The organism is Kitasatospora sp. NPDC059599 (assembly GCF_042735125.1).
GTDB lineage: Bacteria > Actinomycetota > Actinomycetes > Streptomycetales > Streptomycetaceae > Kitasatospora.
In genome coordinates this window covers 1-17,015 of record NZ_JBHWCL010000190.1, presented here as the reverse complement: position 1 = coordinate 17,015, position 17,015 = coordinate 1, and the positions used below count along the sequence as shown (strand labels likewise).

The 17,015-nt window shown below is 74.5% G+C and carries 12 protein-coding genes and 1 pseudogene; 5 read left to right on the top strand and 8 right to left on the bottom strand.

Going from position 1 to position 17,015, the window contains the following annotated elements:
- Positions 1 to 113 precede the first annotated feature (113 nt).
- The 4 genes from ACFV04_RS39360 to ACFV04_RS39345 all read right to left on the bottom strand — a co-directional run bounded on the left by ACFV04_RS39360 (position 114) and on the right by ACFV04_RS39345 (position 5,459).
- Positions 114 to 488: a transglycosylase SLT domain-containing protein gene (locus ACFV04_RS39360; RefSeq protein WP_350505686.1), complete on the bottom strand. Its 375-nt coding sequence runs from the start codon at positions 486 to 488 to the stop codon at positions 114 to 116.
- Between the two features lie 633 nt (positions 489 to 1,121).
- Positions 1,122 to 1,421, bottom strand: a complete 300-nt coding sequence (locus tag ACFV04_RS39355) for a YidH family protein (protein WP_380535836.1) — start codon at positions 1,419 to 1,421, stop codon at positions 1,122 to 1,124.
- A gap of 213 nt (positions 1,422 to 1,634) precedes the next feature.
- Positions 1,635 to 3,554, bottom strand: a complete 1,920-nt coding sequence (locus ACFV04_RS39350) for an alkyl/aryl-sulfatase (RefSeq protein ID WP_380535834.1) — start codon at positions 3,552 to 3,554, stop codon at positions 1,635 to 1,637.
- 687 nt (positions 3,555 to 4,241) lie between these two features.
- Positions 4,242 to 5,459 carry an alpha/beta hydrolase family protein gene (locus ACFV04_RS39345; RefSeq protein WP_380535832.1) on the bottom strand — a complete coding sequence of 406 codons (1,218 nt, stop codon included), beginning with the start codon at positions 5,457 to 5,459 and terminating at the stop codon, positions 4,242 to 4,244.
- 271 nt (positions 5,460 to 5,730) lie between these two features.
- Between ACFV04_RS39345 and ACFV04_RS39340 the strand changes: the two genes are divergently transcribed.
- A complete protein-coding gene (locus tag ACFV04_RS39340) occupies positions 5,731 to 6,288 on the top strand; it encodes a TetR-like C-terminal domain-containing protein (RefSeq protein ID WP_380349743.1) in 558 nt (185 codons plus the stop codon).
- Between the two features lie 51 nt (positions 6,289 to 6,339).
- Here ACFV04_RS39340 and ACFV04_RS39335 read toward each other — a convergent pair whose 3' ends face one another.
- Positions 6,340 to 7,215 carry a helix-turn-helix domain-containing protein gene (locus tag ACFV04_RS39335; protein WP_380535830.1) on the bottom strand — a complete coding sequence of 292 codons (876 nt, stop codon included), beginning with the start codon at positions 7,213 to 7,215 and terminating at the stop codon, positions 6,340 to 6,342.
- Positions 7,216 to 7,352: 137 nt separating this feature from the next.
- On the opposite strand from ACFV04_RS39335, the gene ACFV04_RS39330 reads away from it, so the two are divergent.
- The 3 genes from ACFV04_RS39330 (at position 7,353) to ACFV04_RS39320 (ending at position 12,643) form a co-directional block, all read left to right on the top strand.
- A complete protein-coding gene (locus ACFV04_RS39330; protein ID WP_380535828.1) occupies positions 7,353 to 8,270 on the top strand; it encodes an MBL fold metallo-hydrolase in 918 nt (305 codons plus the stop codon).
- Positions 8,271 to 8,331: 61 nt separating this feature from the next.
- A complete protein-coding gene (locus tag ACFV04_RS39325) occupies positions 8,332 to 9,807 on the top strand; it encodes a carboxylesterase/lipase family protein (protein ID WP_380535826.1) in 1,476 nt (491 codons plus the stop codon).
- Positions 9,808 to 10,216: 409 nt separating this feature from the next.
- Positions 10,217 to 12,643 carry a GH92 family glycosyl hydrolase gene (locus ACFV04_RS39320; protein WP_380535824.1) on the top strand — a complete coding sequence of 809 codons (2,427 nt, stop codon included), beginning with the start codon at positions 10,217 to 10,219 and terminating at the stop codon, positions 12,641 to 12,643.
- Positions 12,644 to 12,724: 81 nt separating this feature from the next.
- Here the strand turns inward: ACFV04_RS39320 and ACFV04_RS39315 are convergent, their stop codons facing one another.
- From ACFV04_RS39315 to ACFV04_RS39305, 3 genes are all read right to left on the bottom strand, one after another.
- Positions 12,725 to 13,666, bottom strand: a complete 942-nt coding sequence (locus tag ACFV04_RS39315) for a glycoside hydrolase domain-containing protein (RefSeq protein WP_380535822.1) — start codon at positions 13,664 to 13,666, stop codon at positions 12,725 to 12,727.
- A 178-nt stretch (positions 13,667 to 13,844) separates the two neighbouring features.
- On the bottom strand, positions 13,845 to 15,416 hold the full coding sequence (locus tag ACFV04_RS39310; RefSeq protein WP_380535820.1) for a sodium:solute symporter: 1,572 nt from the start codon (positions 15,414 to 15,416) through the stop codon (positions 13,845 to 13,847).
- 399 nt (positions 15,417 to 15,815) lie between these two features.
- On the bottom strand, positions 15,816 to 16,574 hold the full coding sequence (locus ACFV04_RS39305) for a DeoR/GlpR family DNA-binding transcription regulator (protein WP_360268614.1): 759 nt from the start codon (positions 16,572 to 16,574) through the stop codon (positions 15,816 to 15,818).
- 183 nt (positions 16,575 to 16,757) lie between these two features.
- Here ACFV04_RS39305 and ACFV04_RS39300 point away from each other — a divergent pair.
- Positions 16,758 to 17,015 (top strand): annotated as a pseudogene (locus ACFV04_RS39300) (N-acetylglucosamine-6-phosphate deacetylase); the annotation flags it as partial.

Genomic DNA, 17,015 nt, shown 5'->3' with positions numbered 1-17,015 from the left:
GGCCCGTCCCGCGCGCGCGGCGCGGGACGGGCCCTCGTGGGTCACCCCGGGGGCACCTGTCCGACCCCCGGGGTGTGGGGACGGGAGGGGATGTGGGGGCCGACGGGGTCGGCTCAGTACCAGTGGTGGTTCTGCCAGAAGGCCCAGGCGGCGTTCGGGCTGCCGTAGCGGGTGTTCATGTAGTCCAGCGCCCACTTGATCTGGGTGGCCGGGTTGGTCTTCCAGTCGGCGCCGGCCGAGGCCATCTTGGAGGCCGGCAGCGCCTGGCCCAGCCCGTAGGAGCCCGAGCTCGGGTTGGTGGCGGTGACGTTCCAGCCCGACTCGTGGGAGATGATCTGGCTGAACGAGGCCAGCTGGTTCGCCGGGACGATCTGGGCGGCGATCGCCTGCGGGGAGGCGGTGGCGGCGTTGGCGGTGGCGGGCAGGACGCCGGCGCCCAGGGCGGTCAGACCGGCGGCACCGGCAAGAATCGCGGCAGAGGTACGCATACGGAGCTTGAAAGCGGGCATGTAGACCAGGACCTCAATCAGGTTGGGCCGCTGTCGCACCCCACCTCGACCGTGGCCGGACAGGGGCCGAACGGGCGTGGGGTGTGACGCGGCGGTTAGCCGCAACCGGCGGGACAGGAGCCGGTGTGGCTGACGACGAATGCCAAGCTGCCAGACCGGATCGGCGCTCGCCAAGACCCCCTCGTTACGATCCGCGGTCGTAGCCGGAGGGGCCGCACGGGTTCGACGTCGGCCCGGCGATCGGGCCGCCCGGGGCGCTCCGACCCGCCCCGGCCTGCGCGAACACTCCCCGCCGCGCCGCAGGGAGTACGCGGCGCCGACAGCACTATCGGCCGTCGTTCCCCTCATCGGCGTGTGAGCGCACTCACCCGCCGGGCCTCGCCGCTGTCACCGACCGGTCCGCCGTCGGCACACCGCGTCAGCGACGGTCGGCCGCCGGGGGTGACCGCCGACACCCCCCGGCCGCCGGGCCCCCCGGCCGGCAGGCAGCGGGCAGTGGCCGGCAAGCAGTGGGCAGCGGCCTGCGGGAAGCGGGCAGCCAAGCCCGGGCCCTCGTCCGGGCCTGGCGGACGGGGTGGAACGGCTGCTGCGTGCCGGAGGCCGTCGGGCCGCTCAGGACGCCAACGCGATGACGGCGACGACGAAGCCTGTGAGCACGAACAAGGCCATGGTGAGCGAGAGCGCGGTGAGGCCGCGGGGCGGCGGGTCGGGAGCGTGGATCCGGGCCTCACGGGCGCGCCACTGCAGGTAGCTCCCGGCGATCACTCCGGCCGCCAGGGCGATCAGGTAGGAGCCCAGCGCCAGGCGCAGTGCGCTCGGCGTGATGTCGGTCAGCCGGACGACGGCGAAGGAGGCGGCGAGCAGGGCCAGCGCGGTCCGGGACCACGCCAGCAGGGTGCGCTCGTTGGCCAGGGCGTTCCGTAGGCCGGGCCCTTCGAGCTCGCGTCGCCTGCGCGCGTCGGACGGGTCCTCGGGCGCGGCGTCCGACCGCGCGGCGTCCGACCGCGCGCCGGTCGGGGCGTCGGGCGGGGCGCCGGGCGGGGCGCCGGCCCCCGAGGGGGCGGCCCCCGGGGGCGTGTCGTCGTGCGCGATGAGCTGCTCCCTCCGTCGGAGCCGGACGGGACCTCAGGGGGTGACGACGGCGAAGCCGGGGTCGGGATCCGTGAGGTAGCCGAGGAGTTCGGTGAACCTGCCCGCGTCCCCGGCGATCCGGGCCCGCCCCCGGGCGACGAGGTCGGCGAGGTCGGCGGCCCCGAGCAGGACGGCCCGCAGGTCGGACTCGCTCAGGGAGATCTCGGCGTCGGGTTCGGCCGCTTCGGGCGTCGCGCCGGTGGTGTGGACGAGGACTCCGTTGCGCAGGCGCAGGTCGACCGGGTCCGCGCCGGGCCGGCTGAAGCGGACGGCGAGGTCGGCGTCCCAGCAGCGGGGACCGTCGACCCGGATGGCCAGCGCGTCGAGGAGCTGGTCGAGGGTGAGGGCCGCCAGGAGGTCGGGCGAGCCGGTGGCGGTCGGTGTGCCCACGGGGCCTTTGCGGAGTTCGAGGGCGCCGGTCAGGTAGAAGTTGCGCCAGGTGCCGTTCTCGCTGCCGTAGCCGAGCTGCTCCAGCGCGTCGGCCTGCAGGTGGCGGGCCTCGGTGTTGCCGGGGTCGGCGAAGACCACGTGGTTGACGACCTGCGCGACCCAGCGGAAGTCGCCGGCGGCGAAGGAGTCGCGGGCACGGCGCAGGACGTGTTCGGGCCCGCCCATGAAGTCGACGTACCGCTTCGCGGCCTCGACGGGCGGGTGCTCCCACAGGTGCGCGGGGTTGCCGTCGAACCAGCCCAGGTAGTGCTGGTAGACCGCCTTGACGTTGTGGCTGACCGAGCCGTAGTAGCCGTGGGTGTGCCAGGCCCGCTCCAGGGCCGGCGGCATCTCGATCGTCTCGGCGATCTCCAGCGGCGTCAGGCCCTGGTTGAGCATCCGCAGCGTCTGGTCGTGCAGGTAGGCGTACAGGTCGCGCTGCTCGGTCAGGAACGCCAGGACGCGTTCGCGGCCCCGGACCGGCCAGTGGTGGGAGGCGAACACCACGTCGACGGAGTCCGCGAACAGGGCGACGGCCTCGGTGAGGTAGTGCGCCCACACGTGCGGGTTGCGGACCTGCGCGCCGCGCAGCGTGAGCAGGTTGTGCAGGTTGTGCGTGGCGTTCTCCGCCATGCACAGGGCCGCCCGGTCGGGCAGGTGGACGTTGAGTTCGGCCGGGGCCTCGGTGCCGGGGGTGAGGTGGAACACCATCCGGATGCCGTCGACGGTCTCGCTCTGGCCGGTGCGGGTGACGTCCAGCGTCGGCGGGATCAGTCCGGCGGACCCGGTGGAGGTGGTCTGGCCGAGCCCGGCACCGACCTGGCCGCGCTTCCCCTTGGGCAGCGCCGCGCCGTACATGTACGCGGCCCGGCGGGCCATGGCCGGCCCGGCGTAGACGTTCTCGCTGACGGCGTGCTCCAGGAAGCGTTCGGGAGCGATCACCGGCACGCCGCCGGCGACGTCCTCCTCACTGATCACCCCCCGGACACCGCCGAAGTGGTCGATGTGGCTGTGCGTGTACAGCACGGCGGTGACCGGGCGGTCCCCGCGGTGGCGCCGGTACAGGGCCAGGGCGACCGCGGCCGTCTCGGCGCTGATCAGCGGGTCGATCACCAGGACCCCGCGGTCGCCCTCCACGAGGGTCATGTTCGACAGGTCGAAGCCGCGCACCTGGTAGACGCCCTCGGTCACCTCGTACAGGCCGTGCCGCGCCGCCAGGCGGGACTGCCGCCACAGGCTGGGATTGGCGGTCTCCGGGCAGTCCTCGTCGAGGAACCCGTAGGCGTCCGGCTCCCACACGCCGCCGCCGTCGCCGCCGCGTACCACGGTGTCCCCGGCGGTGGCGACGAAGCCCCGGTCGGCGTCCTCGAAGTCCTGACGGTCCTCGAAGGGGAACCGCGCGCGCACCGCGGCGTTGCCCGCGGCGATGCTCGGTTCGGCCGCTTTGGACTCCGTGGACCCGGTGGACCCCGTGGACTCTGCCATGCTGGTCTCCCTCGCGGTGGGGCGCGCCCGGCCCCTCGCCCCGCCGCTCACGACGCGGCCCCTGCCACGCTTCCCCAGGGCCACGGAGCGGGCCACCGCCGTGAGCCGTCCGGGGGACGGCCGGAGGACGGCCGGGCCGTCCGTGGCCGACGCCCCTCCACCAGGGGGGAATCCCCATCGGGTCTCGGCGCCGTCCCGGGCTCGCCGGACCGTGCGTGCTTCGGCGCCCGAACCACCGACTGCTCCGGGGAGATGCCGTCGGACTCGCTCGGTCGCCGTCGGACACGACCGCGATCAGCAGTTCGCGTCCGTCGACGTCCGGATGCTCGACCGACCACCCGCACCGCCCTTGCCGGCGCCGGCCACCGCGGCAAGCCCCCGGGACTCACCACCTCGGGCCGGCCGCATACGCCACGGCCGGGCGGCGGCGGAGAACCGACGTGGTCAGGACGGCCCCTGAAGTGGCCGACCGAGGACGGGTCCTGCGCAGCACGACGGTTCCGCCTTCGTCGGCGGCCCGGGATCGGGCCGGTACGGGAGGGACGTCGGGCAGCGCGGGTGGGCGGGCGGTCGACGGTCCGAGCAGCCAGGCGCCGACCCACCGTCGGCCCCACCGCCGGGCTCCGACCCACCGGCCCGCCCCGGCCGTGCGGCGCCCGCGTCAGGCTGCGGACCGGCCCCCCGGGGTCAGGCTGCGGGGCCGGCTGCCGGGGTCAGGGTGGTGTCGAGCCAGTCGAAGGTGACCTGCTGGAAGCGGGACATCGCTCCCATGTGGCAGTGCTCGCCCGCACCCTCGGCCTCGGGAAGGGTGATCAGGGTGTGCGGGCAGGTCAGTGCGGCCCGGACGCGCTGGGGCTGGCCGCGGAAGAACTGGTCGTCCTCGGCGTCGAGGACGAGGGTGGGGCAGTCGATGAGGTGGGCGACGCCGTCGAGGGTGTAGGCGGCGGTGCGGCGGATGTAGTCCGCGACGGAGTCGGCTCCGAAGACCCACACGCCGTTGCGCAGGGCCCAGCGGAGCTGGGTGCTGCCCTGCATGAGCAGGCTCGCGACGGGGTTGGCGAGGTCGTCGCGCCCAGCCTCGATCCACTCCCGCAGGAACGGCGGCATGACGCGGGTGTGGGCGTCGTGGTAGTCGTAGAGGCCGTCGTCCAGGACCAGGGCGGCCAGGCGGTGTTCGTGGGCGGCGGCGCGGGCGGTGAGGTAGCCGCCGAGGCTGTAGCCGAGCAGCGCGAGCCGGTCGGGGTCGACCTCGGGACGGGTGAGCGCGTAGTCGACCACCGGGGTGACCACGGCCTCCCAGTCCGGACGGAGGACGAGTCCCTGCTCGCGCAGCGCCGCGCCCTGGCCGGGCCCGTCGTAGGCCAGCACGTTGTAGCCGCGCCGCAGCGCGGCCGCGCCGATGACGAAGTAGGCCTCCTCCAGGGTGGAGTCGAAGCCGCTGGTGAAGACGACGGTCGGGCGGGGGGTGCCGGAGTCGTCGACGAGGAAGAGGTACCCGGGCAGGCTGGTGTCCTCGTAGGGGATGCGGACGGCTTCGACGGGGGTGTCCATCAGCGAGGCGGCCGTCGCGAAGGTCTCGCGGGACAGCGCGGAGAGCGTCTTGGCCTCGGGGTCGTGGGCGGGGTCGTCGCGGCGGTAGAACTCGGCGGTGCGGTAGTAGTTCGAGGCGCGCAGCAGGGCTTCGCGGGCGCTGACCCGGTGGCCGGCCGTGAGGGCGCGGGTGCCGATGGCGTGGACGCGCTGCGCGGTCTTCTTCCACTCGCGCAGCCAGGCCTCCTCGTCGCCCTCGGCGATGTTGCGGACGGTGGTCAGGACCTCGCCCAGGTCGGCGCCGCCGTCGTTGGCGAAGCCGGCCGCGCGCAGCGCCTCGAAGGAGAACGACTCGTCCTCGTACAGGAATCGCATGGTGCACCCCAGACCGTTTGCCGAGACGGAACGGTTCCGTCTCGCCTTCGGGGACGACGATAGTCCGCACCTACCCGAGACGCAACCGTTCCGCCTCGTGTAGCTTCGGGGCATGCCCAGCTCCCCCGCCCCCCGGCCGTCCTCCTCCGCCCCCGCGCCCCCGTCGACCCCCGCGCCCGCCCCCGCACCCACGTCGCCCCCCGCGCCCGCCCCTTCCGGGCCCCCGTCGACCCCCGCGCCCGCCCCCGGGCGACGGCTCCCCGGAGGACCCGTGCTCCAGGACTCCGTGACCGAGGCGATCGCCACCGCCTTCTTCGAGGAACTGGCGTCGTCCGGCTACGCGCGGCTCTCCCTGGAAGCCGTCGCGAAGCGCGCCGGCGCCGGCAAGGCGGCCATCTACCGCCGCTGGGCGTCCAAGCTGGAGATGACTGTCGACCTGGTCTCCGCCGTCGCCGCCGACGCCTCCGGCAGCGCCGACACCGGGACCCTGCGCGGCGACGTCCTCGCCTTCCTCACCGAGGTCGCCGATGCACTGAACCAGCGGCTTCCGGCGAGGATCATCCCCGACCTGATCGCCGAGGGCGGCCGCAACCCCGAACTCGCCGGAGCGCTCTTCACCACCGTCCGCGACACCCGCCGGGCCAAGGCCGCACAGCTCCTGGAACGGGCCGTCGCACGCGGCGAACTCCCCGCCGACGTCGACCGCGAACTCGCGCTCGACTTCCTCGCCGGCCCCCTCTACTGGCGCCTCGCGGTCATCCACACCCCGACCGCCCCCGACTACCTCGACCGGCTCGCCGACAAGCTCCTCGCCGCCTTCAGCGCCTGAGTCCCCCGCCGGGCGCAGCGCCCCGGGCCGCCCGCACCCGCCCTCTCCCCGTCACACCCGCATCCGGGCGGGCAGGAAGCCGCCCGCCCGGCCGAGGAGGGCGACGGCCGCTTCGGAGGGGGAACCGGCGGAGGTGGTACACACGACGAGCGCCTGGCCCGGTGCCGGGGCGATCGGCAGCGACTGCTGGGTCACCGTCAGCGCGCCGACCGCGGGGTGGTGCAGCCGGTGGGAGCCCCGAGCGCACGGCGCCACCCGGTGGTCACCCCAGAGGGCGACGAACTCCGGGCTCCGCATGGTCAGTTCGCCGATCAGCCCGGCGAGCAGCGGGTCCTCCGGGTACCGGCCGACGGCGGTGCGCAGACTGCCGACCACCGCGCGCGCCTTGGGCCGCCAGTCCGCGTACAACTCCCGGGTGTGCGCGTCCAGGAAGAGCATCCTGGTCAGGTTCGGTCGCCGCGCCGGGTCGTCCGGGCCGTGGGGGTCCACGTGGCCGGCCAGCAGGGCGTGCCCGAGGGTGTTCCACGCCAGTACGTCCGTGCGGCGGCCGAGCACCAGCGCCGGAACACCGTCGACGGCACGCAGGAGGTCGAGCGTCGCGTCCTCGACCCGCTCGGGCCGCGGCCGGCGCACCCGGGGCGCGCGGCGGGTGACGGCGGCGATCCGATCGAGGTGCTCCCGCTCGTGATCGTCCAGCAGGAGGGCGCGGGAGAGTGCGTCGAGCACCTCGGCCGAGGCGCCGCGGGACAGGCCCTGTTCCAGCCGGGTGTAGTACGAGACGCTGACGCCCGCGAGTTGGGCCACCTCCTCGCGCCGGAGCCCGGCCACCCGTCTGCGGGGCCCGAGTTCGCGCAGGCCGACGTCCGCGGGCCGCAGCCGCGTGCGTCGGGCTCGGAGGAAGGCGCCGAGGGGGCCGGGTCCGCTCATCCCCCCAGTATTCGGTGGGCGGCGGGCTCCCTGCCACACCCTGCGAGGGGTAGGACGAGCCGGGTCTGGCGGCTGCCGGAGGCGGGGCCCAGGCTCGGTCCCAGGCGGCGCCGTGCCGCGGACCGACGGAGGGCCCCATGGAGCACCACCCCGAGCAGATCGTCCTCGGCGACGTCACCGTCACCAGGATCAAGGAGTACTACGGCACCGCCGGGCTGTCCCCCGACCGGTTCTTCCCGGACAGCCCGGCCGGTTCCTGGGAGCAGCAGCACGACTGGCCGGCCGCCGACTTCCGGGACCCGTCGACGGGCGAGTGCCGAACGGCGATCCAGTCCTGGCTGCTGCGCAGCGAGGGACGCACCGTCCTGGTCGACACCGGGGCGGGCAACCACAAGGACCGGCCCCACGCCCCGGCGTGGCACCGCCTGGACACCGACTACCTCGACAACCTCGCCGCCGCCGGGGTGCGGCCCGAGGACGTCGACCTCGTGGTCAACACCCACCTGCACGTCGACCACGTCGGCTGGAACACCCGTCTCGACGGCCGGGACTGGGTGCCGACCTTCCCCAACGCCACCTACCTGATGACCCGGCGGGACCACGAGTTCTGGGACCCGGCCAACGGACACCGGAGCGTACTCGGCCGGGGCAACCAGAACGTCTTCGAGGACAGCGTCGCACCGGTCCACCGGGCCGGACTCACCCACCTGTGGGACGGGACGTACCGGATCGACCGCAACCTGCGGCTCGACCTCGCCCCCGGGCACACCCCGGGCTCGTCCGTGCTCACCCTGGAGTCCGGTGGCGAACAGGCTCTGTTCATCGGGGACCTGGTGCACACCGCGCTCCAGATCGCCGAACCCGACACCAACTCCTGCTTCTGCGAGGACCCGGCGCAGTCCCGCGCCACCCGGCGCGAGCTGCTGGGCCGCGCCGCCGACCACCACGCGCTCGTCTTCCCGGCGCACTTCGGCGGCCGGGGAGCCCTGCGGGTCACCCGGAACGGGTCGAGGTTCGCGATCGGGGAGTGGGCGGGGTTCTCGCGCATCCGCTGAACGCCCGCGTCCCGCCCCTCCCCCGCTACGACGCCCGACTCCGAGAGAAAGCCGCTCCCCCATGCCCCGACAGGCAGATCCGGTCGTCCACACCCCGGCGGGAGCCGTGCGCGGCGTCCGCACCGCGTCCGGCGAGCGCTACCGCGCCGTCCCCTACGCGGCGGCGCCGGCCGGCGCCGGCCGCTTCGCCCCACCCGCGCCGCACCCGGGCTGGTCCGGTGTCCGTGACGGCACCCGTCCGTCACCCACGGCTCCGCAGCCGGTCCGTGACTTCGGGCGGCTCGACCTGCGCCCCTACTTCGGGCCGGGCTGGGCGCCCGGTGCGGAGTACCTGACGGCCGACGTCCACACGCCCGCCGCCGACGGCGGCGGCCGCCCGGTCATGGTCTTCGTACACGGCGGCGGGTTCGTCGCCGGATCGAACCGCGCCGCCCTCTACGACGGCAGCGCGTTCGCCCGCGACGGCGTCGTCCTGGTGACGGTCAACTACCGCCTCGGCATCCCCGGGTTCCTCGACCTGCCGGGCGCTCCGGCCAACCGCGGCCTGCTGGACGTGCTCGCCGCGCTCGGCTGGGTGCGCGACACGATCGCGGCCTTCGGCGGTGACCCCGGGAACGTCACGGTCTTCGGCGAATCCGCGGGCGCCACGCTCACCTGCGCGCTGCTCGCGACCCCGCAGGCCGTCGGCCTGTTCCGGCGGGCCGTCGTCCAGAGCGGCAGCGGCACCGGCGCGTTCACCCCCGAGCAGGCACGACGGGTCACCGTCGCCGCGGCCGCGGCGCTCGGCGTCGAGCCGACCCCGGAGGCGTTCGCCCCGATCCCGGACGAGCGCTTCGTGGCCGTCCTCCCCTCGCTCACCGGCCTCGATCTGCGCACCGCCACCGCCACGGACCCCCTGGCCGGGCTCAGCCCGCTCGGTCCGGTCCTGCCGGTCCAGCCCGCGGACGCCCTCGCCGCCGGCCCGGCCGCCGACGTCGACCTGCTCATCGGCACCAACGCCGAGGAGGCGAACCTCTACCTGACACCGCAGGACGGACCGGACTCCGTCACGGAGGCCGAGGCCCACGCCGTCGCCGCCCGGCTGCTGGCGGACCCGGCGCCCGTCATCGCCGCCCACCGCGCGGCACGGCCGGGCGGCACACCGGGCGAACTGCACTCCGCCGTCCTCGCGCACGCCCTCTTCGAGGCCGGGACGACCCGCCTGGCGGACGCCCACGCCCGGATCTCCGGCGGCCGCACGTACCGCTACTCCTTCCGGTACCGCTCGACAGCCCTGGACGGGCGGCTCGGCGCCGCCCACACCGTCGAGCTGCCCTTCGTGTTCGACCTCGCCGACGAGCCCTGGCTGCACGGAACCGCCGGACTGCTCGGCCCCGACCCCGCCCCGGCCACCCTCGCCGCCCGCGTCCACGGCGCCTGGGTCGCGTTCGCCGGGACGGGGAACCCGGGGTGGGCCCGGTACGACCCGCGTCGCCCCGTGGCGGAGGTGCTGGACGGGCCCTGCGACCTCGCCGGCCTCCACCCTCTCGGCGGCTGAACGGCCTTACCGCGCAGGCGACCTGTCCGCGGCCGGAGCAGCCGTCCTCACCCCGCGTCCGAAGCAACCGTCCTCGCCCCGCGTCCGGCCGCGGCGGGGTGCCGTCAGGGATGGGGAGCCCCGCCGTCGAGCAGCCGGGCGCCGCACCCGTCCCGGTCGAGACGCCGGCCCGCCGGGCGCAGCGCCCGCATCGACCCGGGAGCCGGCGGGCGGGACCCCCAAGTCCGGTGTCACACCAGGTCCTTGCACATCAGGGCGCACGTCGTCCTCCCCTACCGCCGGAGCGACGGGCGCGGACGCGCGGACCGCCCTCCCCGGGGACACGCCGCCCGGCGCTGCCCGTCCTGCGGTCCGCGCGCCGCCACAATGCCCTGACGGACAGTCATCCAGGTGCCTTCGGGAGGTCGCCGTGTTCCGTCTCCGTTCCCTCGCACGGGCCGGGGTCGTGCTGCTGCTCGGGGCCACGATGCTGACGGCCGGGCCGGGCCCGCGCGGAGCGGCTGCGGCGGGCCCGGCGGCCGGGCGGCGCCCGGCCCACGTGGTGGTCGACGACCCTGCGGGCTACGTGAACCCGTATGTCGGCACCCGGGCGGACGCCCCGGACCGGGGTCACGGCGGCGGCGCCGGCAACACCTTCCCCGGCGCGTCGGCACCGTTCGGCATGATGCAGTGGAGCCCGGACACCGTCACCTACCAGCACGGCGGCTACACGTACGACGACCCGCGGCTGAGCGGCCTCAGCCTCACCCACATCTCCGGCGCGGGCTGCGGCGACTACGGCACCACCCCGTTCATGCCCGTCCTGGACGGCACGCCGACGGCGTCCTCCGCGTTCTCGCACTCCGACGAGCGCGTCGCGCCCGGCGCGTACGGTGTCACCCTCGACAACGGCATCGGCATCGACCTGGCCGTCACCCAGCGGTCAGGCATCGCCCGCTTCACCTATCCGGCCGGACACACCGCCTCCCTCACCGTCGACGCGGGCCGGGCCTTCAACGAGGCGTCGGGCGAGCTCACCGTCACGGGAAACACCCTCTCCGGGTACACCGACGGCGGCGGCTTCTGCGGCACGTCCAACCGCTACCGGGTCTACTTCCACGCCGAGTTCGACCGCCCCTTCCGTCGCGTCGACACCGGGAGCCTCCCGCCCGACTCCCCCGACTCCCTCGACTCCGGCGGCTCCGGCAGCTCCACCGTCTCCGGCAGCTCCGGCGGCGCGCCCGACGCCAAGGTGGTGCTCTCCTTCGACACCGGCCCCGACCACGCGGTCACCGCCCGGGTCGGGATCTCCTTCGTCAGTGCCGACGGCGCCCGTGCCAATCTGGCGGACGAACAGCGCGGCGCCGGGCTGGCGGAGGTGCGCGCCCGCACCCGCGCACGGTGGAACGACCTGCTGGGCCGCATCGCCGTGGCCGGTGGCACCGCACCCCAACGGCGCGTGCTCTACACCGCGCTGTACCACGCGCTGCTGCACCCGAGCGTGTTCAGCGACACCGACGGCCGCTACCCGGGCTTCGACGGGCGGCTCCGCAACGCCCGCCCCGGGAGCGCCCAGTACGCCGACTTCTCCGGCTGGGACGTCTACCGCTCCCAGATCCAGCTGATCGCGCTGATCGCCCCCGACGAGGCCGCCGACATCGCGCAATCCATCACCGACCAGGGCGTCTCGGCCGGCTACTTCGACCGCTGGACGCTGGCCAACGGCGGCACCGGCATCATGGTCGGCGACCCGTTGCCGACCATGGCCGCCACCGTGCACGCCTTCGGCGCCACCGGCTTCGACGCCGCCCTGCTGCTGCGGCTGGCCCGGCAGGGCAGGGACGACCCGCGCCAGCGGCCCGGCCACGAGGCCTACGACACGGCGGGGTTCGTTCCGGCGGGCACCAGCGGGCCGGGCGCGTCCATGACGCTGGAGTACGCCACCACGGACTTCGCGCTCGCCCAACTGGCCGCCCGTCTCGGGGAGTCCGCCGCCCGTGACGACCTGCTGCGACGCTCGGCGAACTGGCGCAACGTCTTCAACGGCACCAGCCGCTACGTCCAGCCCCGCGACGCGGACGGCACCTGGCCCGCCTTCGGCCCCGAGCAGCCCGACGACTTCGCCGAGGGGAACTCCGCCCAGTACACCTGGATGGTGCCGCACGACCAGCACGGACTGATCGACGCGATGGGCGGCGGCGCGGCCGCCGTGGACCGGCTCGACACCTTCTTCACCGAGCTCAACGCCGGCTCCCGCCTGCCCTACGCCTACCTCGGCAACGAGCCCTCCCTGAACACCCCCTGGGCGTACGCCTACGCGGGCCGGCCCGACCGTACCCAGGACGTGGTCCGGCGCGCCCTGACCACCCTGTTCACCGACGCCCCCGGGGGCGAGCCGGGCAACGACGACCTCGGCCAGATGTCCTCCTGGGCGGTGTGGGCGGCGCTGGGCCTCTACCCGCAGGTACCGGGCCGGGCCGAACTCGTCCTCGCCAGCCCGCAGTTCCCCGCCGTGACGGTGTACCGGGGCAGCGGCCCCACCATCGACATCACCGCCCCGGGCGCTTCCGATACCGTCCGGTACGTCCACGCGCTGGAGACCGACGGCCGCCCCAGTGGGCGTCCCTGGGTGAGCGAGGACTTCGTCCGCCGCGGGGGGACCCTCGCCTTCACCCTCGCCGACACTCCCGACCCCGCCTGGGGCAGCGACCCGGCGGACGCACCGCCGTCCTTCCCGCCGACGCCGACGCCGGTTCCGACGCCGGTTCCGACGCCGGTTCCGACGCCGACGCCGGTTCCGACCCCGGCCTCGACCCCGGCCTCGACCCCGGCACACCGGCCCGGCGGCACGGGGTGAGCCGACGGCCGCGCGGCCCGCGGGGCCACGGCGACGGGGGCGGGGCCGGTGCGGACACGGCCCCGCCGGCGCCTGCGGGGGTCAGGAACCGCCCGCGACCGGGCCGTCGATCTGGTCGCGGTCGATGTTGAGGGTCACCCCGCCGTACGTCTCGTTGGCGCTGCCCCGGTACTGGTGGATCCGCTGACCGGCCCACAGGTCCTCGGGCAGTCCGGCCTGGCCGGTGGTGCTGGCCTTTCCGTCCCAGCGGGCGTACCAGAGCGCGTCCGGCAGCGGGGTGCGCCCGTCCTGGGCGGCGGCGACGATGTCCGCGACACCCGAGTTCATGCTGGAGTAGAAGCCCGACCGGTACCCGGCCTCGTGCAGGGCCCTGGTCCAGCCGGCGGTGAAGTCGACCACCGCCCGGCTGCACACCTCGTCACCCGTCGGGTACCCCTCCATGTCGAGGTACACGGGACTGCCCTGTCCCAGCCCGAGCGCCTGCAGCGCCGCCACCGCGTCGCCCGCCTCCTGCTCGCCCTGCTCGTCGGCCCGGCCCGGGTCGATCCGCAGCGGCTTGTCCGCTCGCTCGGCGCAGGGCGCCTGGAGCCCGACGTGGGTGGGCACCAGCTCCCATCCCATGGCACGGACTCCGGCGACCCACTGCGGCGTCAGCCGGTCCTGCTTGCAGCCGCGCTGGCCGCCGCTGCTGTAGATGTTGACCGCGCCGTACGGCGAGGCGGTCCACCAGACGGACATGGCCTCCAGCGGCGGCGCCGAGCAGGCGTCGAACCCGGGCCCCTGGAACCGGTACTCCGGCAACGGCTCGTCCGGCGACGGCGTGCCCGGGCGCGGTTGCTCCGGTCCCGGTCCGGTGGGAAGCCACGGGACGGAGGGCCCGATGCCCGGCACGAAACCCGGTCCGGCAACGGGTGCGGGCCGGGTGGCGGGCCCCCGCGCGGCGGGGGCGAGCCCGTGGGCGGTACCGGGAAGCATGACCAGCACGGCCGCCGCGGGAAGGGCGGCCAGGGATGAGAGGCGCATCTCCCCGTTCTAGCCACGGCCCGCGGCCTCCCTCGTCACGCCGGCGCCGTGGCGGACCCGTTCACCCGCATTCGTGACACCCCGGCCCCCGAACGGGGGCGCGGCAGCGGCCGCCGGTCCTGTGCCTGCCCCCAGACGTGGGGCCGTCAGACCTGGAGGCCGTCAGACCTGGAGGCCGTCAGTCCTGTGCGGCGGCGGCCTCGGGGCGACCGGCTGCGGCGACGGGCCGTACCGAGCCCTCGGGGACGCGCGGGCTGCCGGGGGCGCGGTGGAACAGGCTGCACAGGCCGCCGACCGCCAGGGTGACCACCACTCCGACGGGGACCAGCCACTGCGCCGCGATGGCGGTGGGAACGGTCCCCGCGGCCGTGGTCACGTCGATCTTCACCCCGCGCACGACGTAGGTCATCACCGCGACCGTGATCACGAACGCGAGGACGGAGTCGGCCTCGTTGGCACGCCGCACGAGACGCCCGAGCAGGAAGGCCCCGAGCAGTGCGCCGTAGGTGTAGCCGGCGATGGTGAGGCCGGTGAGGTAGACGTTGCCGGTGCTGGTGCTGAAGGCACAGGCGAAGACGGCCATCAGCACGGCCCACACCAGCGTCATCACGCGGGCGAGCCGGAGGAGGAACTCCTCGGAGGGCGCGCCCCGGAAGAAGCTGTGGACGATGTCGGCGACCGTCGAGTTCGACATGGAGTTCAGGGCCGAGGACAGTGAGCCCATCGCGGCGCCGAGGATGCCGGCGACGAGCAGGCCGGAGACCACCACGGGCAGTCCGTGCAGGACGAAGTCGGGGTAGAGGTTGTCGGAGCTGCCCAGTCCGAGGTCCTTGAAGCTCCTGCCGTCGTTGTAGGCCCACAGCAGGGCGCCGACGAGGGAGAACGCGGCGAACTGGACGGTGACGAACACGCCGGAGGCGATCATCGCCTTCTGACCGTCGCGCAGGGTCCTGGTGGCGAGGACGCGCTGAACGATGAGCTGGTCGGATCCGTGACTGGCCATGGCGAAGATCGCACCGCCGATGATCGCGGTCGGCAGGGCGAACGGGCTGGTGAGGATGTGGGCGAGGCCGAAGTCGGTGTCGAAGAGCCTGAACCGGCCGGCGTCCAGGGCCCGCGTGCAGCCGTCGGCGCCGACGTGGCCGGACAGCACCACGATGGCGAGGAGGGCGCCGCCGAGGTAGAGGCCCATCTGGACGGCGTCGGTCCAGATGACGGCCCGGATGCCGCCGAGATAGGTGTAGACGACGGTGATCAGCGTCAGCACGACGATGATGGTGCGGTAGCCGGTGTGCACGCCGAACTCGCCGAGCAGCAGCCTGATCGGGATCGCCGAGGCGAACAGGCGCACGCCCTCGGCGAGGAGCCGGGTGACGACGAACGTCACCGAGGCCAGCCCCTGGAGCCTGGGGCCGAACCGGCTGCCCAGGTACTGGTAGGCGCTGACGAAACCGCCGCGCTTGTACAGCGGGATCAGCGCGGTGGCCACGACCACGCGGCCGATGACGTAGCCCAGGGCGAGCTCGACGTTCCCGAAGCCCTGCCCCCCGTAGGCGCCGCCCGGCACGCTGATGACGGTCAGCACACTGGTCTCGGTGGCCACGACGGAGAACGACACCGCCCACCACGGCATGTGGCCCTCGCCGACGAAGTAGTCTCTCGCCGTGCGCTGGCGGCCCGCCAGCCGCAGACCGAGCACCGCGACGGCGATCAGGTAGACCACGACCACGACGAGATCGAGTTGACGCATGCTCACTCTCCTCAACGACGAGCGGGGGCTGAGGCCGGGGCCAGGGACCGGGACGGTCCCACCTCCGGGCAGCGACCACCCACCGGCCCCGCCCGGACTTGCCTGTGATGTCTCCCCACACGACCCCGACGGCACACCCCGACCACCCTCGGCAAGCCCCTCCCCCGCGCCGCACGGTCCGCCGTCCGGCCCCCGGGATCGCCGCGCCCGGCGGGCCGGACACAGGGCATCGCACACGTCGCCGACGGGGTGGTCCGCCGGGTCGCGGCCCGACCGCCCGGCAGGGTTGCGCCGGTCCGCCGCCACCGGGCCTCGCCCGACCACCGTCCAGCGGCCGGCCCTCCCCCGGCAGCCGTGCCGGCCGGGCGGACCGGGTCGGGTGTCGGACCGCGCCTCGGGTCAGGCCCGGTGGATGCGCACGCCGCAGTCGGCGACGGCCCGCTCGTGGGCCTCGGTGAGTTCGTCGTCCGTGACCAGGTCGTGGACGTCGGACAGCGGGCAGATCGAGGCGAAGGTGACCCGGCCCACCTTGGTGCTGTCCGCCAGTACCACCGAGCGCGCGCTGCGCCGCAGGAAGGCCCGGTCGGTCTGCGCCTCCATCTCGTCGTGCGTGGTGCAGCCCTCCTGCGCCGTCAGGCCGTCCACCCCGATGAACGCCACGTCGAAGTGGTACTGCGTGAGCATCCGGTCCGCGGCCGGGCCGACCAGCTCGTAGCTTGCCGATCGGGCCAGTCCGCCGATCACCACCAGCCGGACCTCGGGGCGCACGATCAGCTCCGCGGCGATGTTCACGGCGTTGGTCACCACCGTGAGTCCGCCCCGCTCGCCCAGCACACGGGCCAGCTCCGTCGCGGTCGTGCCACCGGTCAGCCCCACCACGGCGCCGTCCGGCACCAACTCGGCTGCCGCCCGGGCGATCCGCCGCTTCTCCTCCTGCCGCGTCCCGCTGCGGTGCCGCAGCGGCAGCTCCAGGTTCACGGCCCCGGTCACCGCGCCTCCGCGCGTGCGCTGCAACAACCCCTGCTCGTGCAGCTCCTGCAGGTCCCGCCGCACCGTCGCACCCGACACGCCCAGCAGCTCGGAGAGCACGTGCACATCCGCACTGCCCACCTCGCCGATGTGGGACAGGATCAGGGTCGCGCGATCAGCTTTGAGCATGGCGGGATTCTAGCGGCACCACCGGGACGACTGCCCGACCTGGAGGTATTCCTGGCATCGGGCACAAGGCGCCGCAGGCATCCGACTGTTCAGAGATGAGTACAATCGCCGGACTTCAATCATCAATACGCGGCCTTGCGCAACCCGGCCGCGCGGCCACGCACCGAAGGGTGATCCCATCCCATGACCGCGGAGGACCGTACCGTTCTGGCCGGCGCCCGACTCGTGCTGCCCGGCGGTGTCGTGGAGGACCACCGCCTCGTCGTCGAGGGAGACCGGATCCGCGCCGTCACGAACGGCACCGACGACGGCGACACCGAACCCGGTGACCTCGACCTCACCGGACACACCGTCGTCCCCGGCTTCGTCGACCTGCACGTCCACGGCGGCGGCGGCGCCTCCTACACCTCCGGCATCGCCGAGGAGGCCCTGCTCGCCGCC